General features: G+C 41.3%; 27 protein-coding genes (1 of these 27 cut by a window edge). All 27 read left to right on the forward strand.

The genetic code is table 11. The features are described 5' to 3' along the window. Positions 1–325: 325 nt before the first annotated feature. The gene (rpsU, locus tag ACQV1I_RS07785) at positions 326–499 is read left to right on the forward strand and encodes a 30S ribosomal protein S21 (protein ID WP_018674175.1); all 174 of its coding nucleotides are present in this window, start codon (positions 326–328) and stop codon (positions 497–499) included. 18 nt (positions 500–517) lie between these two features. Then, positions 518–964 (forward strand): GatB/YqeY domain-containing protein, encoded by a 447-nt coding sequence (locus tag ACQV1I_RS07790; protein ID WP_018674176.1) that lies wholly within the window; start codon positions 518–520, stop codon positions 962–964. 202 nt (positions 965–1,166) lie between these two features. Beyond that, on the forward strand, positions 1,167–2,516 hold the full coding sequence (locus tag ACQV1I_RS07795; RefSeq protein WP_116333251.1) for an NfeD family protein: 1,350 nt from the start codon (positions 1,167–1,169) through the stop codon (positions 2,514–2,516). Positions 2,517–2,522: 6 nt separating this feature from the next. Continuing rightward, positions 2,523–3,518, forward strand: a complete 996-nt coding sequence (floA, locus tag ACQV1I_RS07800; protein ID WP_116333252.1) for a flotillin-like protein FloA — start codon at positions 2,523–2,525, stop codon at positions 3,516–3,518. 10 nt (positions 3,519–3,528) lie between these two features. After that, positions 3,529–4,173: a hypothetical protein gene (locus tag ACQV1I_RS07805; protein WP_116333253.1), complete on the forward strand. Its 645-nt coding sequence runs from the start codon at positions 3,529–3,531 to the stop codon at positions 4,171–4,173. Between the two features lie 322 nt (positions 4,174–4,495). Beyond that, positions 4,496–5,152 carry a spermine/spermidine synthase gene (locus ACQV1I_RS07810; RefSeq protein WP_116333254.1) on the forward strand — a complete coding sequence of 219 codons (657 nt, stop codon included), beginning with the start codon at positions 4,496–4,498 and terminating at the stop codon, positions 5,150–5,152. Between the two features lie 406 nt (positions 5,153–5,558). Next, positions 5,559–5,801: a CDGSH iron-sulfur domain-containing protein gene (locus ACQV1I_RS07815; RefSeq protein ID WP_104033008.1), complete on the forward strand. Its 243-nt coding sequence runs from the start codon at positions 5,559–5,561 to the stop codon at positions 5,799–5,801. Between the two features lie 454 nt (positions 5,802–6,255). Next, positions 6,256–6,540 carry a sporulation protein YqfC gene (gene yqfC / locus ACQV1I_RS07820; RefSeq protein WP_018674182.1) on the forward strand — a complete coding sequence of 95 codons (285 nt, stop codon included), beginning with the start codon at positions 6,256–6,258 and terminating at the stop codon, positions 6,538–6,540. Between the two features lie 20 nt (positions 6,541–6,560). After that, positions 6,561–7,772, forward strand: a complete 1,212-nt coding sequence (yqfD, locus tag ACQV1I_RS07825) for a sporulation protein YqfD (protein ID WP_094700348.1) — start codon at positions 6,561–6,563, stop codon at positions 7,770–7,772. A gap of 30 nt (positions 7,773–7,802) precedes the next feature. Beyond that, positions 7,803–8,768 (forward strand): PhoH family protein, encoded by a 966-nt coding sequence (locus tag ACQV1I_RS07830; protein WP_018674184.1) that lies wholly within the window; start codon positions 7,803–7,805, stop codon positions 8,766–8,768. 73 nt (positions 8,769–8,841) lie between these two features. Beyond that, complete coding sequence (gene ybeY / locus ACQV1I_RS07835; RefSeq protein ID WP_018674185.1) at positions 8,842–9,321, forward strand: rRNA maturation RNase YbeY; 480 nt, start codon at positions 8,842–8,844, stop codon at positions 9,319–9,321. A gap of 11 nt (positions 9,322–9,332) precedes the next feature. Beyond that, positions 9,333–9,707 carry a diacylglycerol kinase family protein gene (locus ACQV1I_RS07840; RefSeq protein ID WP_018674186.1) on the forward strand — a complete coding sequence of 125 codons (375 nt, stop codon included), beginning with the start codon at positions 9,333–9,335 and terminating at the stop codon, positions 9,705–9,707. Between the two features lie 114 nt (positions 9,708–9,821). Next, on the forward strand, positions 9,822–10,220 hold the full coding sequence (locus tag ACQV1I_RS07845) for a cytidine deaminase (protein WP_018674187.1): 399 nt from the start codon (positions 9,822–9,824) through the stop codon (positions 10,218–10,220). Further along, positions 10,213–11,130, forward strand: coding sequence for a GTPase Era (era, locus tag ACQV1I_RS07850; RefSeq protein ID WP_116333255.1), 918 nt, complete (start codon positions 10,213–10,215; stop codon positions 11,128–11,130). Before ACQV1I_RS07845 ends, era begins: the two co-directional genes overlap by 8 nt. 107 nt (positions 11,131–11,237) lie before the next feature. Beyond that, positions 11,238–11,396 carry a YqzL family protein gene (locus tag ACQV1I_RS07855; protein WP_018674189.1) on the forward strand — a complete coding sequence of 53 codons (159 nt, stop codon included), beginning with the start codon at positions 11,238–11,240 and terminating at the stop codon, positions 11,394–11,396. Further along, positions 11,387–12,160, forward strand: a complete 774-nt coding sequence (recO, locus tag ACQV1I_RS07860) for a DNA repair protein RecO (RefSeq protein ID WP_116333256.1) — start codon at positions 11,387–11,389, stop codon at positions 12,158–12,160. Before ACQV1I_RS07855 ends, recO begins: the two co-directional genes overlap by 10 nt. 221 nt (positions 12,161–12,381) lie before the next feature. Beyond that, on the forward strand, positions 12,382–13,014 hold the full coding sequence (locus ACQV1I_RS07865; protein ID WP_018674191.1) for a helix-turn-helix transcriptional regulator: 633 nt from the start codon (positions 12,382–12,384) through the stop codon (positions 13,012–13,014). A gap of 18 nt (positions 13,015–13,032) precedes the next feature. Beyond that, positions 13,033–13,854: a pyruvate, water dikinase regulatory protein gene (locus ACQV1I_RS07870; RefSeq protein WP_035312404.1), complete on the forward strand. Its 822-nt coding sequence runs from the start codon at positions 13,033–13,035 to the stop codon at positions 13,852–13,854. Between the two features lie 90 nt (positions 13,855–13,944). Further along, complete coding sequence (gene dnaG, locus ACQV1I_RS07875; RefSeq protein ID WP_116333257.1) at positions 13,945–15,789, forward strand: DNA primase; 1,845 nt, start codon at positions 13,945–13,947, stop codon at positions 15,787–15,789. A 36-nt stretch (positions 15,790–15,825) separates the two neighbouring features. Beyond that, a complete protein-coding gene (gene rpoD, locus ACQV1I_RS07880; protein WP_018674194.1) occupies positions 15,826–16,950 on the forward strand; it encodes an RNA polymerase sigma factor RpoD in 1,125 nt (374 codons plus the stop codon). A gap of 147 nt (positions 16,951–17,097) precedes the next feature. After that, positions 17,098–18,045, forward strand: a complete 948-nt coding sequence (locus ACQV1I_RS07885; RefSeq protein WP_116333258.1) for a hypothetical protein — start codon at positions 17,098–17,100, stop codon at positions 18,043–18,045. Positions 18,046–18,259: 214 nt separating this feature from the next. Beyond that, complete coding sequence (locus ACQV1I_RS07890) at positions 18,260–19,399, forward strand: acyl-CoA dehydrogenase family protein (protein WP_094700353.1); 1,140 nt, start codon at positions 18,260–18,262, stop codon at positions 19,397–19,399. Between the two features lie 303 nt (positions 19,400–19,702). Then, positions 19,703–20,443, forward strand: a complete 741-nt coding sequence (locus tag ACQV1I_RS07895) for a tRNA (adenine(22)-N(1))-methyltransferase (protein WP_116333259.1) — start codon at positions 19,703–19,705, stop codon at positions 20,441–20,443. Next, on the forward strand, positions 20,410–21,525 hold the full coding sequence (locus ACQV1I_RS07900) for a Nif3-like dinuclear metal center hexameric protein (RefSeq protein ID WP_116333260.1): 1,116 nt from the start codon (positions 20,410–20,412) through the stop codon (positions 21,523–21,525). The genes ACQV1I_RS07895 and ACQV1I_RS07900 overlap by 34 nt, the downstream gene beginning before the upstream one ends. Before the next feature lie 38 nt (positions 21,526–21,563). Beyond that, positions 21,564–22,058: a C4-type zinc ribbon domain-containing protein gene (locus ACQV1I_RS07905; protein ID WP_104148598.1), complete on the forward strand. Its 495-nt coding sequence runs from the start codon at positions 21,564–21,566 to the stop codon at positions 22,056–22,058. Further along, a complete protein-coding gene (locus tag ACQV1I_RS07910) occupies positions 22,030–24,090 on the forward strand; it encodes an S-layer homology domain-containing protein (protein ID WP_116333261.1) in 2,061 nt (686 codons plus the stop codon). Before ACQV1I_RS07905 ends, ACQV1I_RS07910 begins: the two co-directional genes overlap by 29 nt. Then, positions 24,080–25,252 carry the 5' portion of a S41 family peptidase gene (locus ACQV1I_RS07915; RefSeq protein WP_116333262.1) on the forward strand. The gene runs 393 nt beyond the window's last position, so only the first 1,173 of its 1,566 coding nucleotides appear in the window; its start codon is at positions 24,080–24,082; its stop codon lies off the right edge, out of view. The genes ACQV1I_RS07910 and ACQV1I_RS07915 overlap by 11 nt, the downstream gene beginning before the upstream one ends.

Genomic DNA, 25,252 nt, shown 5'->3' on the forward strand with positions numbered 1-25,252 from the left:
TAACCGATATGGATAAAAAAATAGCCTAATAGAAGGCATCCCACGTCATGCTAACACGGTGGACGCAATGCCGCAATAGCAAGAGCATGTAAAGTGGATAAAATGGGAATAGGAGCATGCGTCTATTGCGATAGCTGTTTCTATAAGGTATGATAATAGTGAGTCTTGCTTGAAGAATCTTTGTAAAAGATACCCAAGCAGGTTTTTTGGTTGAGGGTTGGAAAAAGGTTGACCTAACGCCCTTCACTGATTTATAATGTAGTCTGACAGTCTGTAGAACAATGAACAGTTGTCCCACGGTTTCAAGCGGAGGGAGGGAAAATAGATGGCAGAAGTACGCATTAGAAAAAATGAATCTTTGGAGAGCGCGCTTCGTCGTTTTAAGCGTGAAAATGCTAAAGCTGGAGTGTTGGCTGAGCTTCGTAAGCGTCGCCACTTTGAAAAGCCTAGCATTGCTCGCAAGAAAAAATCCGAAGCGGCTCGTAAACGTAAGTTCTAATTAACGGGAGGGCTCATCATGAGTGTAATGGAGCAACTCAATCACGATATGAAGCAAGCGATGAAGGACAAATCGGCCTTAAAGCTCTCCGTTATTCGCATGGTCAAAGCCACCATTAAAAACGAAGAGATTAAGCTGGGTCGAGATCTGTCCGACGATGAAGTGCTGACTATCTTGACCCGTGAGTTAAAGCAACGCCGTGACTCCCTCCATGAGTTTGAGAAAGCCGGTCGCGAGGATTTAGCGACAAAGACACGTGACGAAATGGATATTATATTGGCTTATATGCCTGCTCAATTAAGCGAAGAGGAGATTCGTCAAATCGTTCGCGAGGCTGTAGTTGCTGTTGGCGCTACTTCCAAGAAAGAGATGGGCAAAGTCATGGGAGCCATCATGCCTAAAGTAAAAGGCAAAGCTGACGGTAACCTTGTCCAACGAATCGTCTCTGAAGAATTACCTTCATAAGCAAATAAAATCCAGTCTCATGTAGGCTGGATTTTTTGCGGTAGAGTAGAATAAGTAGCCTTGTCAGATAGGGGATACCCTCATCGACAAGGCTTTTCTTTGCTATTTCATGACTTTTACAACTTATTGAAACTTCCTTCCTATCTACTCGTATACCTACGTAAGATGTTACAAAACATGATAGGAAAGGAGGAATTGCACCTTGAGACAACATCTAGCCTTTACTCGCATGTTTGCCTGTATGCTTGCTTTGATGATGTTTGCTGGAGGGATATTAGCCTGGACGGCTTGGTCTCAGCCTGTAGAAGCGGCAGGTAAACGAGTTTTTTATGTGCCTGTTGAGCAAGATATCGAGCGCGGTCTTGAAAGCTTTTTGCACCGTGCCTTCCAAGAAGCCAATGAACAACGTGCAGATGTCATTATACTTGACATTAATACTCCAGGTGGAGATGTGGTCTCGGCTGGCAATATCGGTGCATTGATTAGAAGTGCACCTATGAAAGTCGTTGCCTATATTAACAATCAGGCTTTTTCAGCAGGAACTTACATCGCCTTAAATGCGAATGAGATTGTGATGGAACCGGGAAGTAGTATCGGAGCTGCTGCACCGATTGATGTACAAGGGAACGCAGCTCCGGTGAAAATTACTTCTGGATGGGCTCAAATGATGGAGGAAGCTGCAAAGTTAAACGGCAGGGATGCTTCCGTGGCGAAAGCGATGGTCTATATTGATCAGGATTTTGCTGGATTAAAAAAGAAGGGTGAAATTTTATCCCTTGGCGCTGAAGAAGCGCAGAGGCTAGGCTATGCAGATAAAATTGTCCGTAGCAAGGCTGAGCTGTTTCAATATGTAGGAGTAAATGAGAGTGAGGTTTTACACATCTCTCCCACGCCTACTGAGAAGGTTGCAAGGTTTGTAACCAATCCTGTTGTCCTAAGCTGTCTATTGTTAATTGGGATGCTTGGAGTGATTATTGAGTTGTTTGCTCCTGGCTTTGGGGTTGCGGGTATTATTGGTATCTTGTCCTTTACACTCTATTTCTTCGGGCATTTTGTAGCGGGCTTTGCCAATTGGCTGGATATTGGTCTGTTTATTATTGGGGTCATTCTAATGATTCTAGAAATCTTTTTGCCGGGTGGCATTGTAGGCTTCCTTGGTTTTGTAAGCATGTCCACAGGTCTAGTATTAGCTGCTTATGATACTAAACAAGGGCTTACATCCCTAGGAATTGCAGCCATTATTACGCTTATTGTAGCATTTATACTGGCTAAATATTTCGGATTAAGGGGAACCTGGAGTAAATTTGTTCTAAAAGAGGAGCAACATAAAGATACAGGGTATGTCGCTCCAAAAAATCAAAATGATCTACTTGGTAGAACAGGTGTAGCTTTAACCACTTTGCGTCCTGCTGGGGTAATCTTGATTGGCGAACAACGTATTGATGCTGTAAGTGCAGGTGGATACATTGCAGCTGGTAGCGCAATTAAAGTGGTTCAAGTAGAAGGAGCACGAATTGTCGTGCAAGAATGTAAAAATGAAAGTAAGGGGTAGATTTAGATGGACACAAGCATGATATCTTTCGTGTTTATGATCGCGGTTGTCATCATTGTATTGTCTGTTTTCTTTTCATTTGTACCGGTAATGCTTTGGATTTCTGCCTTAGCTTCAGGTGTTAGCGTAAGCATTCTAACATTGGTAGCGATGCGTTTGCGTCGTGTAACTCCCGCCCGTATCGTCAATCCATTAATTAAGGCACGTAAGGCTGGTCTTGACCTTAATACAAACCAATTAGAGAGTCACTTTTTAGCTGGTGGTAACGTTGATAGAGTGGTAGATGCTTTGGTAGCAGCTCAACGTGCAGATATTCCACTAGGCTTCGAACGTGCAGCAGCGATTGACTTAGCTGGTCGTGATGTATTGCAAGCAGTACAAATGAGCGTTAACCCGAAAGTGATAGAAACTCCAGTTATCGCCGCAGTAGCGATGAATGGGATTGAAGTTCGTGCAAAGGCGAAAGTAACAGTGCGTGCGAATATTGATCGTTTAGTTGGTGGTGCTGGTGAAGAGACGATTATCGCTCGTGTCGGTGAAGGAATTGTTACTACTATCGGCTCGTCTAACAAACATAAAGATGTGTTAGAAAACCCAGATCTTATTTCTCAAACAGTATTAAACAAAGGTCTAGATGCAGGTACAGCTTTTGAGATTCTGTCGATCGATATTGCGGACGTAGATGTAGGTAAAAATATTGGTGCTCAATTGCAAACAGACCAAGCAGAAGCTGACAAACGTATCGCTCAAGCAAAAGCGGAAGAACGTCGTGCAATGGCTGTGGCAACTGAGCAAGAGATGAAAGCGCGCGTTGAAGAGATGAAAGCAAAAGTAGTTGAATCCGAAGCGGAGGTACCACTTGCTTTGGCGGAAGCATTGCGTTCGGGTAAGCTAGGTGTTATGGATTATTACAACATGCAGAACATCATGGCAGATACTTCTATGAGAGAATCATTTGGTGACCCTGAAGGTACAAAGAAAAACGACATAGATAAGAAATAGGTGATGAGGCATGGAAACTCTCATCGAGCTGATCTTTTATTTGTTAACTGGTAAAAAGTTTGATAATAACAAGGGACCTAAGATGAATCCTATGCAACCTACGAATAGGAAGCCTGGAGAAATGCTACCACCATATCAACGGCAGGTAGTAAAAAGGGACCCAAGACAGGAAGCGCAACCAGGTGTGCTTGAGATTCCTTCAACGTCCCAATCAGAAAATCCAGCGCCATATCATCCTGCCTCTACAAGTTCACCCTCAATGTCAACAGAATGGCAGGGTACTTATCTGGAGAATCAACCTGAAACCCCCGTACATTCAGGGAACGGCTCACCACGGGATGGAAGAACCGAGTTGGAAAAGCAACTTGGAGAAGGCCGATCAATGTTGGAGGAGCAGTATGAAGCCAACGCTACTCAGATGGTTATAGCACCTACTGAGCATAAAAACAGTAAGTTATTGAGTGTTGAATTGCATGGATCATCCATTCGTACATCACAGGAGCAAGCAATAGTCACAGCCAAAAGACAACCGGTTAAGCTAGCAGGAACAGCATTAGATGGTATGAGATGGGCGATCGTTTTAGGAAAGCCACGTAGTAAAGATCCACATCCCACGTCAGCTTTTAGTGGCTACAGAATGGGAAAGTATCGGTAGTGGAGTAATATTAGTTCCCTACTCTACAAAAGGACCTCGGGCATGATTGTCGCCCTGGGGTCCTTTTGTATTTATGATCAACAAGCTCAGCTAAGCTAAGCGTATAAAAAGTAATAGGATTCCATGTTCTCTTCCTAATAAAAAGATAATGGCAACATTACTATGTAAGTTTTTTGTTACTATGGATAGGAGATACAAGTGATTGGTGGAAATGAGTAGCCGTCATGTACAGAGCTGACGCTTGTATGGCCTTCCAATACTTCACAGATATGATCCGTCGGAGTATTGATGAAGCCCATCTTTTCAAAGGGAGGATACGATCTTGCAACCAGACATTAAAATCTTAGAACGATGCTCTACACCACGCGGTGAAATTCAGCTTCAGTATCGAAATAACAATTATGAGATTATTAGCAATGGAACTTTTTTGATGGCAACTTATAATGGAGAATCAGAACGTCTTATGGTTAAGGCATCTCTTGATTGCGTTCATAAGCCTCAAAAAATATTGATTGGTGGATTAGGTGTGGGATTTTCTCTTTCAGAAGCTTTAAGAAGCAACAGGGTAGAAGAGGTTGTAGTCGTAGAAATAGAGGAAAAGATCATTGAATGGAATAACATATATTTTGCCGAATATTCGGATCATGCTCTCTCTGACTCTCGAACCCGTGTTGTAAAAGCAGATATTCTCAAATGGATGCAGGAAACAAACGAAAAATTTGATGTGATTTGTCTCGATATTGACAATGGGCCGGATTGGACTGTTACAGAAGCAAACAATTCACTTTATAAGGAAGCAGGACTTAACACCTTACTTGGTTTGATGAACCCAGAGGGTGTTATTGCATTTTGGAGTGCTAATTCTTCAGAAGCTTTTGCTCTACGATTATCTGAGTATTTTAATGAAGTAGAGGAGTATACAGTAGAGGTAGAACGAGGAGTGCCAGATGTTGTCTATATCGCAAAATTACCTAAGTGATTAGAGAAATACATATAATAACGATAAGAAAAAGGGAATTATGAATCCCTTTAAGCCCTTAACCTTATAGGTTATAGAATATGAAATGGTTGAGAGGAACTTCGATAACGTGTAAGATAGTGCGACTTACTTAAAAGTAAAACTTACCTAATGAGAGAGTAAGAATCATATGCAATAGGTCTATTTATTATGCCCACTAGAAGTGTGGGTGATAGAGAATCAGTAAATACAAGATGTTACTACGTTTTGTTACTTTTAGATTGACAGTAGGGGCTTTTCTAAACTTGGATTATTCCTTTATGAATAGTTGTTATGCATCTAAAACGTAATAACTAGGGACGTGCTATACTAACAGTAATACTACCTACCATTAGATAGGCTAAGTGAACAAAGGAGAGAAAGCATTATGGCCCTCTATGATAAAAAAGGTCCAATCGTCGTGAAGGAAGAACCAGGCGTTAAATTTTACTGTATGTGCGGCCTTACAGAAGATGCCCCCTACTGTGATGGCACTCATAATGGACAAGGAACAGGAAAAACCCCGTATATTGTTAAATTTAGTGAAGCTAAGACGGTAAGGATTTGTGGTTGTGGAATGTCTCAAAAATTACCTTATTGTGATGGGGCTCATGGTAAAGGTGAGAATTAAATGATGTAAGACCCGTATGTTGTATATAGACATGCGGGTTTTTCTATTAGATCAGGCGGTTTTTCTAGTCCTACGCAAATCCCTTTAGAGAACGGATGGCTTTTTCCTTACAGAATAAGAACAAGTTTGTGTTTCTCTCCCGTTTCAATACGCCCCCAGTTGTCAGGGGAATTTTCTTTCCAAGGTTAGTATGTAAGGTTCAATCGACATCTTTTCATCCCAACCACTTACTTACGAAGTTAACCAATTTGATTGATTTGTTTTTTGCGAAATCGCCTCTAACGAAACGTATGGAAATCCCCTCTACCTTTTTCAAATTCCCAGCATGATAAGCCCTACCCCCTGCATAGGTATAAAAGAACGGATTTTTGTGTTGCAAGAACACGGCTATCCCATTTAACAGACTCCACTCAAGTAAGTCTGGTGTATATGCAAGGAAGAAGGGGGCTTACATATGAAGAAATGGAGCCGCCGACTGCGCCGAATGGCTGTGGGCGTGTTGGATCTACCTCAGGATGTGGTACTCGAAGTCCCGAGAATTACAATGATTGGTCATTTGCAAATGTATATAGAAAACCACCGGGGTGTCCTGCAATTTAGCGATACCGAACTTCGCTTATTATTAACAAACGGACAGTTGCTTGTCATAGGGGAACAGCTGGTGATTCGTGCTATTTTGAAGGAAGAAGTGTTGTTGGAAGGTAGAATTGGCAAGATAACGTTCATTCAAAATACGTGACGAGTTTGAGGGGGATACAGATGCGAAACGTAGTAAAAGAATGGTACGAAGGTCATATAACAGTAACAATTCGCGGTAAACGGTTCGAACGTCTTATCAACCTAGCTGTCCGCGAAAACATTTCAATGTGGAATATCAAGCGTTTAGATCCGGAGCTTGGACAGTGTGAGATGATGATTGCCGATTTTTATCGGCTTCGTCCCTTCTTAAAGGAGACAGGCTGCCGTGTACATGTGACAAGCCGAGATGGGTTACCTTTTTTGTTGTTACGGATGCGAATGAGAATTGGGTTTGTTGCAGGTATTTTAATTTTTTTATTCGGATTGTACATGCTCTCCACGTTTGTATGGCAAATCGAAGTACAAGGAACACAGAATATCTCGCAATATCAGGTGACACAAGCTGCCGAGAAGGTGGGGTTAAGAGCAGGTGCATGGAAATTCAAAATTGGGGACCCACAAGAATTACAGCGTCGCATTTTAGGCTATATTCCAGAAGCCTCATGGGTAGGTGTAGAGTTAAATGGTACAAAGGCAATTATTCAGGTCGTTGAAAAGGTTGATCCGGAAAAGAGTGTTGCGCATGAACCTAAACATGTTGTGGCAAAGAAAAAAGCGGTCATCCACAGTATTTTTGCAGAAACAGGTAAGACTATGGTTAAAGCGAATCAATATGTTGATAAGGGGCAGGTTTTAATTTCAGGAATTATTGGCAATGAGGAACGTCAATCTGTTGTTTCTGCCCGAGGACAAGTGAAAGGAGAGGTCTGGTATCGATCTGATGTGACCGTTCCCTTAATCCAGAACCAGCTTATTTATACGGGAGAAAAACAGAAGCAACACTTTTTGATTTTTGGGTCATCCGCTGTACGTCTCTGGCCATTTGAAGTCAAGTCGTACAAGCATGATCGTAAGACAGAAAAACGTTTTCAAGCAGCTTTTTTTGACTATCAATTGCCGTTCGGGTGGAAAACAGAAATTGATCGAGAGCTGGAGCCTAAGGTTATTCGAATGAGCGATCAGAATGCTCTTGAGGTAGCTAAACAATTTGCAAAAGCAGATATCTTGAAACGAGCTGGAGAAGATGCGAAGATAAAAGAAGAAAAAGTTTTGCACGTAAAACAAGAGAATGGTAAAGTTTATGTAAGTATCTATTTTTCCGTTATCGAAAATATAGCGATGGACCAACCAATTGTTGCTACGCCGCCCGCACTAGAAGGCACACCAAACTAAAATAACTGATGGCAAGGAGATGGACAAAGGTTGCAAGTACAAGAAGAAGTAGTGATCCAGTTTGCAGATGCACAGGAAGCATTGCTTTTGTTTGGACCTCATGATTCCTATTTAAAAAAGATCGAAGAAAAAACAACAGCTCAGATAGGAACCCGCACCGGCGCATTCGTCATCAGTGGGGAAAAGGCAGAAGTCGACAAGCTGGCTACGCTATTTGATACTTTATTGCAGCTGATCCGCAGGGGAATTACGTTATCCGAACGTGATGTATACTATGCGATGCAGCTAACAGAAAAAGGGGAAGAACAAGAGCTTCTGCATCTTTATGAAGAAGAGGTAGCACGTTCTCACCGCGGTAAATTAGTCCGGGCTAAAACCTTAGGGCAGCGCCATTATTTGTCTGCTATTAAACGAAATGATATCGTGTTTGGAATTGGTCCTGCTGGTACTGGTAAAACATATCTAGCAGTAGTAATGGCCGTACAGGCTCTCAAAAACGGTCGAGTAAAGCGAATTGTTCTCACTCGTCCAGCTGTGGAAGCGGGCGAAAGTCTTGGTTTCTTACCAGGTGATTTACAAGAGAAGGTAGACCCTTATCTACGACCGCTCTATGATGCTTTGTATGATATGTTAGGAACTGAACAGGTTAGTAAAATGATGGAACGAGGTATCATCGAGGTAGCTCCGCTTGCTTATATGAGGGGGCGTACTTTAGAAGATAGCTTTATTATTCTGGATGAAGCACAAAATACTACACCAGAACAAATGAAAATGTTCTTGACGCGCCTGGGTTTTGGCTCCAAAATGGTCATCACAGGGGATGTGACTCAGATTGACCTGCCAAAAGGCAAAAAGTCTGGTCTGCGAGAAGCAGAGCGCATTCTTTCCATTATTTCTGACATCGCTTTTATCGAATTCCAGGATACAGATGTTGTACGTCATAGCTTGGTTCAAAAAATCATTACAGCGTATTCCAGAGAGGAGCAGCAGAATTAGGCTGGCTCCTCTTGGAGTCTCTTTATGTGATTATAAATTATGATATGTTTCAGAAGAAAAAGAGGGAAGAACATTGCTGACGATTGAAATTGTAAATGAGCAAGACGAAGAAATCACTCAAGAGCACCAACAACTTATTGAAGAGTGCTTACAAAAAGCAGCCCAATTTGAAGAGATTACGGGCGAAGTGGTTATCACACTTGTAAACAATGAACGTATCCATGAGTTGAATCGCGATTATCGTGGAGTGGATCGTCCTACCGATGTGCTATCGTTTGCACTGAATGAAGAGGGCGAGGGTGACATGGAGATATTTGTGGAAGAAAGTGAATTTGATGACTATCCTAATATGCTAGGCGATATCATCATCTCAATTCCACGAACAAAAGAACAAGCGCAAGATTATGGCCATTCTTTTGAACGCGAGCTTGGTTTTCTAGCAGTGCATGGATTTTTGCATTTGATTGGCTATGACCATGGGACACCTGAGGAAGAAAAAGAAATGTTTACCCGTCAGGAAAATATCCTGCAAGAAGTCGGTTTGACGAGATAGGGGCGGTCAACGTGAAGGAGTGGCTTCGTTTATGGCGTAGTTTTGGTTATGCTCTACAGGGAATTAACCATGCTATACGCACCCAACGAAACATGCAAATACACGTAGTAGCTGCGCTCGGTGTGGTTATTGTATCCATTTGGCTACAAGTTACTCGCCTAGAGCTTAGCCTATTATTATTGGTTATTGCTGTTGTTTGGGCGCTTGAACTACTTAATACTGCCATTGAAGCTGTCGTTGATCTGGTTACAGAAGAGTATCATCCACAAGCAAAAATAGCGAAGGATGTCGCTGCTGGAGCTGTCTTTGTATCCGCTATGTTTGCAGTCGTAATTGGAATCCTCATTCTTGGACCACCTTTATATGCCTATTTCTTTACTCGCTAGGACACGTTAATAACGGTCAAGGAATCAGCTAGACGAACCTCCCAAAATGGGAACGGCATCGTCTGGTCTCTTGGCATCTTCATTTTTATTTAGAAACAGGAGAGGAAGAATTGTATGAACCAACAACAACTAATTGAACAAGCAAAAGTAGCAAGAGAAACAGCTTACGTACCTTATTCCAAATTCCCGGTGGGTGCTGCATTATTATCAGAAACGGGTAAAGTATATCTAGGATGTAATATTGAAAATGCTGCTTATCCTCTGTGCAACTGCGCAGAACGAACAGCTTTGTTTAAAGCATATTCCGATGGAGATAAGACTTACCAAGCAATCGCTGTGGTAGCGGATACACCGAAACCAGTACCACCATGTGGAGCATGCCGTCAGGTTATGGCAGAAATGTGCCCACCTGATATGAAGGTAATCTTGTCCAATTTAAATGGAGATGTTACGGTTACTACAGTGAGTGAACTATTGCCAGGTGCTTTTACAAAGGAGGATCTTCTTGGATAATCATAAAAAGAAAGAAACGTTTAAATCCGGATTTGTATCAATTATTGGACGACCAAATGTAGGGAAATCCACATTATTAAATCAAGTTGTTGGGCAAAAAGTCGCCATTATGTCCAATAAACCCCAAACCACACGTAATCAGATTCGTGCTGTGTATACCACTGACAAAGGTCAATTAATTTTCATTGATACACCAGGTATTCATAAAGCGAAGTCCAAATTGGGCGATTACATGGTAGCAGCTGCTGAGAACACTCTCAATGAAGTAGACTTGGTACTGTTCGTAATTGATGCCACAGAAAAACGTGGGGCAGGAGAAGAGTATATTCTCGAGCGTTTGAAGAAGGTTAATACCCCGGTCTTCTTGGTTATTAACAAAATTGATCAAATTCATCCAGAAGATTTGCTTCCGTTAATTGATGAATATCGGAAGCATCATGATTTTAAACAAATTGTTCCTATTTCTGCTTTACAAGGAAACAATACAGATGCCTTACTACAATCCATTTTGTTGGAAATGCCAGAAGGTCCCATGTATTATCCAGCAGATCAAGTAACGGATCATCCTGAACGCTTTATCGTAGCGGAATTGATTCGTGAAAAGGTTCTTCATCTGACGCGTGAAGAGATTCCGCATTCAATCGCTGTAACGGTGGAGGAAATGAAGCGTGGGGAAAATGGAAAAACATTATACATTTATGCCGCAATCTACGTGGAACGTGATTCTCAAAAAGGAATTCTGATCGGAAAAAGAGGGGACATGCTAAAAGAAATTTCCAAACGTGCACGGGTTGATATGGAGCGTTTATTAGGAGAAAAAATCTTTTTAGAAGTATGGGTAAAAGTGAAGAAAGATTGGCGTAATCAGGAAAGAATGCTTCGTAATTTTGGTTTCTATGAAGAGAAATAAACTCTTTCCTTACTATACGTGACAATTTTTCCAAGGCATAGAAATGGGGGCTACGGTGGATTCTATATAAAGAAAGTAGAGCCGAAAAAAGGAAAGGATGATGCAACATGCTTCGCAACTTTTCTTGGAGTTACTTTGCTTCAACCGGTGATATCCACGCTTACCTTCTTTATAAGGAACATCATGAAGCGCAAAACGTTGCTGATGATGCAGGATCACTGGATCAAGCCCTATTGGAACAGGGTGATTCTCAGGTATGCTTGTAAAGTGGGAAGGTATTGTCATCCGTAGCGTTGATTACGGAGAAAGTAGTAAAGTGGTTACGCTCTACACTAGAGAATACGGTAAGGTCGGGGTAATGGCAAAGGGGGCCAAAAAACCTCGAAGTCGCCTGGCCGCCGTATCTCAATTGTTTACACATGGATACTATCTATGTAAAAAAGGAACAGGGACAGGAATGCCGGAGCTCACGCAAGGGGACATTCTTCAATCTTTTAAAGACCTCCGTCAAGATTTAATGCTGACTGCTTATTCTGCTTATATGGCAGAGATGTTAGATCGTTTGACTGAAGAGCGTGAGTCTAATCCTTACCTGTTCCAATTATTAGTTCATACACTCCAGTATTTGGATGAAGGTAAGGATTCTGAGATTCTTTGCCGTATTTTTGAAAGTAAAATGCTGGTTCTTGCTGGAATTCGTCCGCATCTTGAAAGTTGCATTTCTTGTGGTGCAGAGGGCGAACCTTATACGTTTAGTATCACGCAAGGTGGTCTTTTATGTCAGAGATGTACACCTACTGATCCTTATTCGTTTCATATTTTGCCGGCAACTTGGAAATTATTACGGCTGTTTTTATTATTCCCCCTTGAGCGTTTAGGAGAGATTGAAGTAAAAATAAATACACGAAACCAACTGAGGCTTCTGTTGCATAGGTATTTAGATCAGCATATTGACCTCCATCTCAAAAGCCGAAACTTTCTAGAACAAATGGAACGTCTAGAGTTTTCAGATGGATTTGACAAGGCATAGTTTTTTGGCTATCATGATCAATTGTGATCATATATATATACATAAACATCGGCTTATCGGGACATGAGCTCCCTGCCTCCTTTTGTGGAGGCTTTTTTCTACTTTCAGTACATTAGGGTAGCAGAAAAAAAGCTTTTTACGATTCTTTTGCAGGAATCTATCTCTTTATAGAGTAATACTAGGGATAGTAATTTATGAATCGGTGGTGATCCGTCATCGAATTGACCAAACGCCAAGAACAAATTTTGCAAATTGTAAAAGATGAAGGTCCAATTACAGGTGAGAATATTGCTGAGCACCTGAATCTCACAAGGGCTACTCTTCGACCTGATTTATCCATCCTTACTATGTCGGGTTATTTAGATGCCAGACCGAGGGTTGGCTATTTTTATGCAGGTCGTCCTACATCGTCGGTTATTGCAGAACGACTGCACAAGCTAGTAGTAAATGATTATAAAGCGGTGCCTATCGTCGTGGCTGAATCAGCGACGGTGTATGATGCAATTGTGACTTTATTCTTAGAAGATGTAGGTACATTGTTTGTTGTCAATCAAAAAGGTCTGTTAGCTGGTGTAGTGTCTCGAAAGGATTTACTCCGGGCCTCATTAGGTAACAAGGGATTGGAGAGCATACCTGTCAGCATCATCATGACAAGAATGCCTAATATCGTCACGTGTTCTCCAGAAGAGACTCTTCTGGATACTGCACAAAAATTGATTGAATTCCAAATTGATTCACTGCCGGTCGTACGCCCCAACGAAGAAGATCCAAAAACCTTTGAATTGTTGGGCAGAATTACCAAAACAACAATTTCTAGAGCTTTTGTGGAGCTTGGCAAAGAGACGAATGTGTAGGGGGAAGTTAGATTGGAAATGAATACCCAATTAATTTATGTCGTATCGGATTCAATTGGAGAAACAGCAGAATTTGTCGTAAGGGCAGTGTCAAGTCAATTTAGCGGTAAAACGGTAGATATTCACAAGTATCCGTACATCGAGGATAAAGAATCCATTGATGAAGTTATCCTTTCCGCCAAAGAATCAAAAGCTCTGGTGGTGTTTACTCTCGTTGTTCCTGAACTAAAGACTTATATTTTGGAACAAGCCAACAGACATAATGTGCCCATTGTGGATGTAATGGGTCCATTATTAACCATTATGGAAGATCTACTCCAGACGAAACAATCCGGCAAGCCTGGATTAGTACGTAAATTGGATGAGGATTATTTCCGAAAAGTGGAGGCCATTGAGTTCGCTGTAAAATACGATGATGGCAGAGACCCTCGTGGCTTACTTCGAGCAGATGTTGTATTAATTGGGGTTTCGCGTACATCTAAAACCCCGTTGTCCATGTATTTGGCAAACAAACGCTTGAAGGTAGCAAATGTACCGTTGGTTCCAGAAGTCGAACCGCCGGAAGAATTGTTCTTACTACCAGCGGAAAAATGTATTGGACTTACCATAAATTCAGATCAATTAAACGGAATTCGCACGGAACGATTAAAAGCATTAGGTCTAACTGCCCAAGCGAATTATGCAACAATGGATCGGATTGAAACAGAATTGGAATACTCAAAAAAAATCATGGAACGCGTAGGTTGTCCCGTGATCGATGTTTCCATCAAAGCAGTTGAAGAGACGGCTAATATTATTCTTGACATTATTCGACGTAACAAAATCAAAACACGCCGATAAGTTCAGAAAGAAAAAATAGTAGTTGAAAGAAGGATTTTGCCGAACTTTGACGAATAAAGTAATTTCATTGCTGTGAAAAGGTGGATGGCTATGGCTCAATCTACACCCGAAGAGTTCGTCAACCAGGTTCGAGCAGCTGTTGACATCGTAGACGTGGTGGGAGAATACGTACAACTGAAGAAGAGGGGGCGCGCCTATCTAGGCTTGTGTCCGTTCCATTCGGAAAAAACCCCGTCCTTTAATGTGAACGCGGAGCGACAGTTTTATCATTGCTTCGGGTGTCATGCTGGGGGAGACGTATTCTCTTTCGTTATGCAAGTCGAACAGCTATCGTTTCCTGAGGCCTTGCAAAAACTTGCAGACCGGGTGGGATTAACCCCGCCAGCTCCCCTCGCTCACGAAGATAATCCGATGCAGAGCGTGAAGGCGAAAATGTATGAAGCCTATCGTTTTGTGGCGAAACTATATCATTATGTTTTAACATCCACTCCCTATGGATCGGAAGCTCTTCGGTATTTGGAGAACCGAGGCTTTACTAGAACGACGATTGACGAATACATGATTGGGTTTGCGCCTGAATCATGGGATTTCGTTAAGGATAACCTTGTAAAGCGTAATTTTCCGTTAGAGTTAATGGTCGAAGCAGGATTACTATCCTCCAATGATCGTGGAAGAGTGTATGACAAATTTCGCAAGAGAGTTATCTTTCCGATTCAGGATTCACAGGGAGAGGTTATCGGATTTGGAGGAAGGTCAATTGACGGCTCGGAACCCAAGTATTTAAATAGTCCAGAAACACTCCTATTCAACAAAAGTCGCACTATATTTAACTTGCATCGCGCGAGAAGCCAAATGCGTAAACGAAACCAGGCAATCCTTTTTGAAGGATATGCAGATGTAATTGCTGCGTGGCAGGCTGGCATTAGTAACGGAATCGCTACGCTAGGAACCGCTTTTACGGAGCAACAAGCACATCTGATCAGAAGAAACACGGATCAGGTAATCCTTTGCTACGACGGCGACTTTGCCGGACAGGATGCTACGGCAAAAGCGATTGATCAATTGCAAAAAGCTGGTTGTACGGTGCGAATTGCTCCACTCCCCCAGGGTAGTGACCCTGATGATTATATACGGCAGTATGGCGCTGAACAATTTTCCCAGCAAGTATTATTACAAGCTATGCCGGTGACGTCCTTTCAATTGAAACATTTGCGGAGTAAAACCGTAATACAAGATGAAGCGGATAAAGCTGAGTATGTAAGACAGGCACTGGAATTCATCGTTACACTCCCGAACGCGATCGAACGGGATATGTATGAACGGCAACTGTCTGAGGAGTATTCCTTATCCCTTGAGGCTGTAAAGACAGAAGCGAAAAGGCTGTACAAGCAACAAAAAATAATGAAACAAAGGGATAAAGTTACAGCACCATGGAATAATAGTATAAATAATGGCAAATTTATGGTTACAAAAGCACCTGCACACGAAAATGCAGAACGAATGTTGCTATACTATATGTTGCGTGATCCGGAAATTGCTTTACGTGTGCAACAGGAATGTAACGCAGATTTCCAAGTGGACGAACACAGTGCTCTAGCCGCTTACTTGTATGCTTATTATGCAGAGGGGCATCCGGCAGATCCTGGAGCCTTTATACACTATGTTGAAGATGAGAAGTGCAAGCAATTAGCCTCGGGATTAGCCATGATGGAATGCAGAGACGATGTATCTGATAAGGAAATTGAAGACTACATCAAGCAGGTGAACAATTACCCTGTTCGCGCGGAACTACAAAGGTTACGTGAACAACAAAAGCAACTAAATTTGCAAGCGGGAAGCACCATAGATGAGGAGCAGCGCAAAAAGCTTATTATTGAAGCCGCTTTACTAGGGATGAAGATCGCCGAAATGGAAAATGCTTTGAGGGAAGGGTAGTTATCAGCATCATTCCCGAGGAAGGAGGGAAAATAGATGAACAAGCAAAACTTGACATCAGACATGGAGACTTTGTCGGTGGACCAGGTAAAAGAACAATTGGTGGAACTAGGTAAGAAGAAGGGAAGCTTGACTTTCAAAGAAATTACAAATCGTCTATCGAACTTTGATCAGGATTCTGATCAGATGGATGAGTTCTTCGAGTTCCTAGGTGATCAAGGGATCGATGTTAGTAATGAGAGTGAAGAAGACGAAGAAGCAGATGCTATGATGATCAAGGATGAGGAGCAGGAAGGCTTTGAATATGATGACCTGTCTGTGCCACCAGGAATCAAAATTAATGATCCTGTGCGTATGTACCTAAAAGAGATTGGGCGTGTTCCTCTACTTTCCGCTGAAGAGGAGATTAAACTAGCACAACGTATTGAACAAGGCGATGAAGAAGCAAAGCGCCGATTGGCAGAAGCTAACTTGCGTCTCGTTGTAAGCATAGCAAAGCGCTATGTGGGGCGCGGTATGTTGTTCCTAGATTTGATCCAGGAAGGTAATATGGGTCTAATTAAGGCTGTTGAAAAGTTTGACTACCAAAAAGGATACAAATTTAGTACCTATGCAACTTGGTGGATTCGACAAGCTATTACTCGTGCTATTGCTGACCAAGCAAGAACCATTCGTATCCCAGTGCATATGGTTGAGACCATCAATAAGCTAATTCGCGTTTCCCGTCAATTACTACAGGAATTAGGGCGTGAACCTGCTCCCGAAGAGATTGCTGAAAAGATGGATCTAACTCCTGAAAAAGTACGTGAAATCATGAAAATTGCTCAAGAGCCTGTGTCATTAGAAACACCAATCGGAGAAGAAGATGATTCTCACCTAGGTGATTTTATTGAGGATCAGGAAGCATTAGCTCCTTCTGATGCTGCTGCTTATGAACTGTTGAAAGAGCAATTAGAAGATGTTTTAGATACATTAACAGACCGTGAAGAAAACGTACTTCGTCTTCGCTTCGGATTAGATGACGGTCGTACAAGAACACTTGAGGAAGTAGGAAAAGTTTTCGGGGTAACTCGTGAGCGTATTCGTCAAATTGAGGCAAAAGCCCTACGTAAATTAAGACATCCTTCCCGTAGTAAACGTTTAAAAGATTTTTTGGAATAGCCGATAAAGATAAGGTAAGCACTAAGCCTACGTTTTGCCAAATACGCTACGTAGGCTTTTTTGTTGGGAAAAACAGGATGTTACTTCAAATATGATCCATTTCACAAAACTAACAAAAAGAAATGGCAGTAAGGAGGCGATGTCTACTTGGATGATCAACGTAGAAAAATCATTATTACTGAGATTGAAAATTGGCGACGGAATCATTTACTGCCAGAACATTATTGCATTTTTCTGTTAAATCTCTATACAGAAGGCAAGCATGCTCAAAATCAAGAGGAGCCCGTCACAAAAAAACGTTTATTCTTTTTTCCCAACAGAAAACCGAGTAGTAGAACGGATAGGCTTGATAAGCAACAACAAGTCTTTACACATGGAGTAGGTCCTCAAATTCAAGGGAGTGGGAAAGAAGCGCAAATCCTTTCCGTAAAGCTTATGGGAGGAATATTTCTTGTAGGACTTGTAATCGCTGTCATGCTTTTACTTGCTTTTTATTTTAACGCTTTTAGTATTCCAATGCAAATGAGCATTTTGGTTCTCAGTTGGATACTTGCTTATGTGCTGGCTTTTGTATTTAAACGAAAAATACCGCTATTATCCTATTTTTTCTTACTTATCACGACCCTCATCGCTTTAGCGAGTCTCTATCATTTTGGAGAAAAATGGAAAATAAGTCAAGTTACATATTTTTGGTTTCTTCTTTTAGTTGCTACCTATTCTTTTTTGCATGGTTTACTATTTCGTTATTCCTTGTTTGTATTTGCAGGGCTAATAGGTATAGGTATTTTATATGGGACAGCTATGCTAACACGCATGGGAGAATTTTTTAGTTGGATGAATATAGAATTATATTGGGTACCTTTATCTTTCTTGATGATCGGATTAGGTTATTTGTTCCATGGACGTCATCAGCAACTTGCCTATACTCTTGTAGCAAGTGGATTATTTTACTTTTTTGGTCCAGAGATCAGCTCATTGTGGGTTCCTGAGGCGTCTCGTGAGATGATGCAAATTATATTACTCATTAAAGTTTTGCTTAGTGGTTTATTGCTAATCATTACACGTCGCTACTGGCTTGAATGGTTTCGTGGATAAAGTAGCATCCAGAGGTTTTATTATTTGTTTTACATAGGACTGAGACTTCGTCAAGCACGGAGTCTCTTTATTTTATTTTTAAGACTATCCAAACATCTTTCAAATTGTATATAATAATAAGTAAATTCTGAACAAACGCTCGGTCAGTCAAGACTGATAAATTACCCGCTGTAGCGAATTGAACATGATATAGCGCATAAAGGAGAGAGTTGACATGCAATTTGATCTTACATCAGAGCAACAGATGTTGCAGAAAATGATTCGGGAATTTGCTGATGAAGTAGTCGCACCTGGAGCAGAGCAACGTGATAAGGAAAAGAGGTTTCCTATTGAGATTATGAGGCAACTAGGGGAATTGGAACTGATGGGCTTACCATTTCCTGAAGAATTTGGGGGAGCTGGAGCGGATACGATTAGCTTTGCTATTGTCACTGAAGAGCTAAGTCGTGCTTGTGCTTCGACAGGCATTACTTATTCAGCACATATATCCTTGGGTGGGGCTCCCTTGCATCTGTTCGGAACAAAGGAACAAAAAGAAACGTATTTAACAAAGATCTGTAGCGGAGAGAGTATAGGAGCATTTGGGTTAACAGAACCACAAGCAGGATCTGATGCAGGTGGAACCAAAACGCAAGCAGTATTACAAAATGGACAATATGTAATTAATGGTTCCAAATGTTTTATTACTAATGCTTCTTACGCTAAATTTCTTGCTTTAACAGCTGTAACCGATAGATCAAAGGGTACAAAAGGAATTACGGCTCTTCTGGTTCCAACGGATGCACCAGGATTTAAGGTAGTGGATCGCTATGAAAAATTAGGGTTAAATGCCTCGAATACCACGGAGTTGGTCTTAGAAGACGTTAAGGTCCCTCAAGAAGCAATTTTAGGTAAAGAAGGAGAGGGCTTTAAACAATTTTTAATCACATTGGATGGTGGGCGCATTGGTATTGGTGCGATGTCTGTCGGTGTAGCTCAAGCAGCTTTTAATCGAGCATTACAGTATGCGAAAGAAAGAAAAGCCTTTGGTTCTAGCTTGTCACATTTCCAAATGATTCAACAGAAATTGGCTGATATGGCAACCCAGATCGAATTAGCTCGTACATTGGTCTATAAAGCAGCGTGGCTTAAAGATCAAGGACGCAAATTTACCAAAGAAGCGGCGATGGCTAAGTTATATGCTTCGGAGGTCGCAATGTCTGCCACTCATCAAGCTATTCAGATTCACGGAGGATACGGCTATATGAAGGATTATCATGTTGAACGTTACTTCCGTGATGCACGTTTACTGGAAATCGGGGAAGGAACTTCAGAAATCTTACGAATGGTAATTGCTCGTGAAGTAAGTAAATAAGGAACTTAGGGATCTCTCCAACTTGTATTTTGGAGGGATTTTTATTATTGGAAATCTAGAAGCAAAAACAACGATCTGGGAATAGTAATGTTGTGTCATACTAGTCTTTTTGAAGGTTATTTGTTAATATCTGGTTACATATTTGTTTTTGGAGAAGCAAGGAAGGGCGTAAAAACGTTATGGTTCAACTATCCTCTTCTCTCTCTACTACAATCCCGAAAATTACCATATTACTCATCCAGTTTCTTCATGTGTTTTTTTGGCAAGATGAGGTAAAATGGATGAACTGGAGGTAATAGGAACATGACATTAACTATTTCTAAACGATTACAAACAATTGCAGCATATTGCCCCAAAGATACGCTTGTAGCTGATATTGGATCGGACCACGCCCTGCTGGCTTCCTATTTATTAGTAAACAATCAGGCGCGTTTTGTAATAGCGGGAGAATTGAATGAAGGACCATATCAAGCAGCACTTCGACAAATTGCAACACTAACAGCTAAGGATAGAGCTTCTGTTCGCAAAGGTGATGGCTTAGCTGTACTAGCCCCAAACGAGGCAGAGGTCATTTGCATCGCAGGAATGGGTGGACAATTAATTGCTTCTATTTTGGAAGCTGGCCTTGATAAATTAGGGAAAGTAAAACGTTTGATCCTGCAACCCAATGTTGGAGAAGATACACTTCGTCAATGGTTATATGACCATGGATATCAATTAGTAGCAGAAGAGATTGTAGAGGAAGATGGCATCATTTATGAAGTGCTTGTAGCTGAACCAGGCAATCCAGATGAGCCATATCAGTCTAATAAATGGAGCCAAGTAGAGCTAATGGAAATTGGACCCTTTTTATTACAACAACAATCTCCTATTTTGCTCGAAAAATGGAAGTCTGAATTAGAGAAGTGGGAAAAAATCAAAGAGCGCATGACGGCATCTACTCGTGTGGAAACGCAGGAAAAACTGTCGGAAATTGAGGATAAAATTATTTGGATTAAAGGAGTTTTGACATGCTTGCAAACGGACAAACCATCATACAATTAGTGGAGAGACTAGCACCAAAATCTTTGGCGATGGAATGGGATAAGATCGGATTGCAAGTAGGCACACTACAAAAGCCTGTTCAGAAGGTCATGACAGCGTTGGATGTAAATGAAGAGGTGGTTGATGAAGCCATTCAAAAAGGTGTTTCGCTCATAATTGCTCATCATCCTGTGATATTTCGTCCCTTAAAGCATTTACGCACTGATTTACCAGCAGGACGCTTGTTAGCAAAGTTACTTGCTCATGATATCGCCGTCTATAGCATGCATACGAACTTAGATGTTGCAAATGGAGGCTTGAATGATTGGCTTGCAGAAGAATTAGAATTACAGCAACCCGAAATCCTAGATGTCACATATCAGGATGAGCTTAAAAAGCTAGTGACTTTTGTGCCTAAATCGCATAGTGAACAAGTGTTTCAGGCTATGACGAATGCAGGTGCTGGTCATATTGGGCAATACAGTCATTGTAGCTTCCAGATTGAGGGGACAGGTACTTTTTTACCACTTGAAGGTACTACTCCATTTATTGGAGAACAGGGGAAAGTGGAGCATGTAGAAGAAATTCGGATTGAGACTGTTATACTAAGTAGTCAACAAACATCTGTGATTAAGGCAATGAAAGCAGCGCATCCGTATGATGAGGTAGCGTATGATATCTATCCTCTTGATCTACCGCCACGTACACTTGGGCTTGGGAGAATTGGTAAACTAGTGGAGCCTATGACTCTGGAGGAATATGCTCATTTTGTCAAAAGAAAGCTAGGTCTGGAAGGGGTTCGTATAGTCGGTCCTAAGGATCGTATAGTGAGAAAGGTCGCTGTTCTGGGAGGTAGCGGTGGTTCTTATTTGTTAAAAGCTGCTTTCCGTGGTGCAGATGTAATGGTAACAGGCGATGTCGGATATCATGAAGCGCAGGACGCGTTCGTGGAAGGATTATCAATAATTGATGCTGGTCATAACATTGAAAAGATCATGAAGCCAAGATTGGCTAGTTTTATACAAGAAAAGCTACAAGAACATAAATATAAAACCGAAGTAATTGCCTCAGAGATTCATACAGACCCGTTTCAATACCTCTAAGGCAAAGGATCTACGGCTTAAATAAGGGAGTGGGCAACATGTCCTCGATTCGTGATTTCTATGAGTGGCACCAGTTACTTGGGAAAATAAAGCGAGCCGAGCGTGAATTGGCTGGTGTAAAAGAGCAAGAAAGGGAACAGATGAAGCACATCAGGGCTATTGAACGTCAAATAGAGGGCATGCCTACGGACACCCCTGATCAACAAATTGAACGAATGTTAAAGGAGCAAGAGCTCTGGATGGCAAAAAAAGAGTGGGAACGCAATGGAAATGAGCTGATCGAAAAGCGATTTTCTCTAGAACAGTCATTGCAATTCTCTCGTATGGAAGCAGAAGAACGCAAAGCAAAATTAGACCCAGAATGGTTGAGCGAGTATGATCGGCTACTGGAAACTAAAAAAAATCCGGTGGTAGAAGTAAAAAATAAGTCATGTATGGGGTGTTTTATGCCATTATCAACAAGTAATTTTGATAAATGGCGGAGAGGGAAGGGGCTGGTATATTGTGACGAGTGCGAAAGAATCCTCGTGTAGTCGGAATTGGTGGAAGGTAATTCCTGCTGCTGTAGCTATTGTGATGGCTACCGGTGTCTTTTTAGAACCCGTACAAGCTGAGGAAATAGGGGATGATCTTTCAGCTCCGTTGCCTTTCATCGATATCTCTAATCATCCTGCCAAAGAGGCTATTGTGAGAGCCTATGAGGAAGGATTGTTTAGTGATTCGTCGAAAGCGATCCAGCAGTTTTTTCCTGATAAGGCTATGACACGGGCGGAGTTCTTTTTATTGACAAGCCGTTTTTTACAAAATAATCAAAATAAGCTGTTTCCATTGACTTTGTTGGAAGAAAACGATGAATTCGGTCGGGGACAAGGAATGGACGAGCCGTATTTACCATACAAAGATGTGCATTACATGACATGGATGTATCCGGGTATTTTACGTGTGTTTGTGTATCATGATCGGATTGCAGGTGCAAGGACTCTACATAAGGTTTTTCCAGGAGATGAATTTTATCCTAATCAGCCTATTACAAATGCAGAGGCAGCTAAAGTCCTGTCAGCTCTATCCTTTACCACGAAGCAATCTCCATGGGAATTAGAATTGATTAAAAAAGGCTCGAACACGTTAACCCGTGCAGAAGCAGCTATTTTAATTGAAAAGGTGAGTGCTTCTTTGCAATCAGAGATGCTACTGCCGCTAGCTAACGAATCACGTTCTCTATATCCGTTTGTACCTGTTCAGAAGGAGATGTACCCGTTATTTGCGACGTACGACTCTCCAACGGAAACGGAGAAAAAATTCATAGACATTGTTGATGCAATTAAAAATTATCTTGAAGAAGAGGAAACCTTTAAAGAACTGGAGGAGCTACCAGCTGATTTTGCCAACCAGGTGGGAGTTCATTATTACAAAAGCTGGAACTACTATAAGGAACCAGCAGATAATGCCAAAGAAGCACTCCTTGCATTAGATGCCTATATAAAAACAGTGGAGCATGATCCAAAAATTCTAGGTCTACTTACCGCTAATATCTATGATGTTGGCTTACAAATGCTACGTACTAATCAAGGTAAGGAATTCGAAGATTTGTATCAAAAGTTACTTGGTTACGAGGACAAACTGGTTAAAAATTCAGAGGAATGGAAAGTATTTGGCCTATATTTGGCAGCCATTGAAATTCATTTAGATAAATATGAGCTAGCGATTAAGCGCTATGAGGAGAGACCGGATTTAGTGCTTGCTGTACAAAATGGCTTGTACTATTTGGTCAAGGAGAATCGGATCTCTGATGCTGAAAATCTGTTAAAACGCGCGAAAGAAGCTGATCAGAAGAGTGAGCTTGTAGCTTTATATGACCAAGTGGCTCATGAATTAGATCTGTTGTCTTCTACTAGACAAAATCTTTATGCCACCCTTTTAAGTAAAGCTGATAAAAAGATGGATGAAGCCCAAAGGATCATTGTCAAGACGGAAATGAATTACGGTGGTACGGTGCTTAAGGTAACAGAAGAGATGGATACTAAAAGAGGAATCACACATACAAAAGGTATTTATCAAAAGGCTGACCAAGCAGTATTAAACAAAATGGAAGGATATACAGATCGTCGTAATCAAGTTAAGTACGATTGGGATAATGAAAAGGGTGTCTGGACCAAAAAAGTAACAGGAAGTCCAACTGAGAAAAAAACGTATCTGCACGAGTATGTGAGTGATCTGCCTGTTTTAAGTCGTTTAAATAAGCTTCATGCTCGATACTTAAAGCAAAGCTTTGGAGAATACGAGATCATTACCGAATTTTATGAACCAAATGAACTTCAAAAATATGCAGAAACACTCGATTTACAAGAGAAAAAACTCTTATATGCTCCTACTTTTGTTGTAAAGTACTATCTGGATTCCAGAACTAATCAATTATTACGCCAATCTTGGAAAATTACGGAGATCTATGATAATGGGGAATACATCAAGCTTGATGGCGATGAAGAATATGAATTTCCCGAGAGCTTACGTCTGGACATTCCAAAAGAGGTGAAGGAAGGAGCAGGTGTTATACATGAAACTTAGAAAGACGGGGGTTCTGGCTCTTACACTTATGCTCTTGTGGCCTGGCTCGGGGGCTATGGCTTCTATGTCACAGTCCATAAATCAAGCCTCATCTTTTGATATAAACAGTGCGAACAATAGAGCTCTCTTGGAGCTACAACAGGTGTATTATATTTTGCAAGAAAACCACCTCGACAAACCAAGTGAAAAAAAACTTGTGCAAGGGGCCTTGCAAGGGGTTCAACAATATATAAAGGCTGAGAAACGTGCTGAAGTTGTCGTGGATGAGAAGGATGATACCGTCCAAGAAATGGTGGATCGTATAAAGCAATGGCAAGCCCAAGAAAAATTGGATTGGAATACTGTAAGCTACTATGGGATTGAAGGAATGTTAACCCAAGTAAATGACCCTTACACTACTCTATTTACTGAAGGTGAATTGGATCAGTTTCAGAACAGTGTGAATAATAATTTTGTGGGTTTTGGCATCATGTTTCGTAAAACCGATAACGGTATTATTGTACGCAAGGTTGTTGAAAACTCCCCAGCAGCTATAGCTGGAATTAATTCAGGTGATAAGCTGGAAGCAGTTGATGGTAATAAAATAACAGTACAACATCTAGAAGAGTTGATTAAGATGCTACAAGGTGAAGAGGGAACGAGTGCAACTCTTACCTTTTCTAAATCGGGCACAACACAAAAAAAGGATTATACAATCAAGCGCTCGCCTCTTATTATGCCAGAAGCAACAGGTCATCTTTTCACTTCCAAATCTGCAACGATTGCATATATAAGACTTGATACGTTCGGAAGCGATGCTGGTGATCAGTTCAAAGAGCAATTAGATAAACTGGAAAACAATCAAAAAAAATTAACAGGTTTGGTCATTGACTTACGTGATAACGGTGGCGGATATCTAAGCGCAGCGAAGGAAATTGCCAGTTTGTTTATGGAAGATGGTTTGCTGATGTATACGACAAATCGTAATGGAGTTGAAGTGGAAAATTGGGTGCGCAATGGTCGCCAAGCTCCCTATCCTATTACGATTTTAGTAAATGGGCAAACAGCATCAGCGTCAGAATTGCTCTCTGGAGCGCTACAAGATCATAAGATAGCTAAATTGATTGGTTCCAAGACCTTTGGAAAAGGAATTGCTCAAACAGTCCTGCCTCTCGTTGATGGT

It is taken from the genome of Brevibacillus sp. JB24b, assembly GCF_051713385.1.
Taxonomy (GTDB): Bacteria; Bacillota; Bacilli; order Brevibacillales; family Brevibacillaceae; genus Brevibacillus_B; species Brevibacillus_B laterosporus.

Excerpts from the sequence above, each read along its gene's own strand:
- rpsU (WP_018674175.1), top strand. The coding sequence starts at position 326 with ATGGCAGAAGTACGCATTAGAAAAAATGAATCTTTGGAGAGCGCGCTT.
- ACQV1I_RS07790 (WP_018674176.1), top strand. The coding sequence starts at position 518 with ATGAGTGTAATGGAGCAACTCAATCACGATATGAAGCAAGCGATGAAG.
- floA (WP_116333252.1), top strand. The coding sequence starts at position 2,523 with ATGGACACAAGCATGATATCTTTCGTGTTTATGATCGCGGTTGTCATC.
- ACQV1I_RS07805 (WP_116333253.1), top strand. The coding sequence starts at position 3,529 with ATGGAAACTCTCATCGAGCTGATCTTTTATTTGTTAACTGGTAAAAAG.
- ACQV1I_RS07815 (WP_104033008.1), top strand. The coding sequence starts at position 5,559 with ATGGCCCTCTATGATAAAAAAGGTCCAATCGTCGTGAAGGAAGAACCA.
- yqfC (WP_018674182.1), top strand. The coding sequence starts at position 6,256 with ATGAAGAAATGGAGCCGCCGACTGCGCCGAATGGCTGTGGGCGTGTTG.
- yqfD (WP_094700348.1), top strand. The coding sequence starts at position 6,561 with ATGCGAAACGTAGTAAAAGAATGGTACGAAGGTCATATAACAGTAACA.
- ACQV1I_RS07845 (WP_018674187.1), top strand. The coding sequence starts at position 9,822 with ATGAACCAACAACAACTAATTGAACAAGCAAAAGTAGCAAGAGAAACA.
- ACQV1I_RS07855 (WP_018674189.1), top strand. The coding sequence starts at position 11,238 with ATGCTTCGCAACTTTTCTTGGAGTTACTTTGCTTCAACCGGTGATATC.
- recO (WP_116333256.1), top strand. The coding sequence starts at position 11,387 with ATGCTTGTAAAGTGGGAAGGTATTGTCATCCGTAGCGTTGATTACGGA.
- ACQV1I_RS07870 (WP_035312404.1), top strand. The coding sequence starts at position 13,033 with ATGAATACCCAATTAATTTATGTCGTATCGGATTCAATTGGAGAAACA.
- dnaG (WP_116333257.1), top strand. The coding sequence starts at position 13,945 with ATGGCTCAATCTACACCCGAAGAGTTCGTCAACCAGGTTCGAGCAGCT.
- rpoD (WP_018674194.1), top strand. The coding sequence starts at position 15,826 with ATGAACAAGCAAAACTTGACATCAGACATGGAGACTTTGTCGGTGGAC.
- ACQV1I_RS07890 (WP_094700353.1), top strand. The coding sequence starts at position 18,260 with ATGCAATTTGATCTTACATCAGAGCAACAGATGTTGCAGAAAATGATT.
- ACQV1I_RS07895 (WP_116333259.1), top strand. The coding sequence starts at position 19,703 with ATGACATTAACTATTTCTAAACGATTACAAACAATTGCAGCATATTGC.
- ACQV1I_RS07900 (WP_116333260.1), top strand. The coding sequence starts at position 20,410 with ATGCTTGCAAACGGACAAACCATCATACAATTAGTGGAGAGACTAGCA.
- ACQV1I_RS07905 (WP_104148598.1), top strand. The coding sequence starts at position 21,564 with ATGTCCTCGATTCGTGATTTCTATGAGTGGCACCAGTTACTTGGGAAA.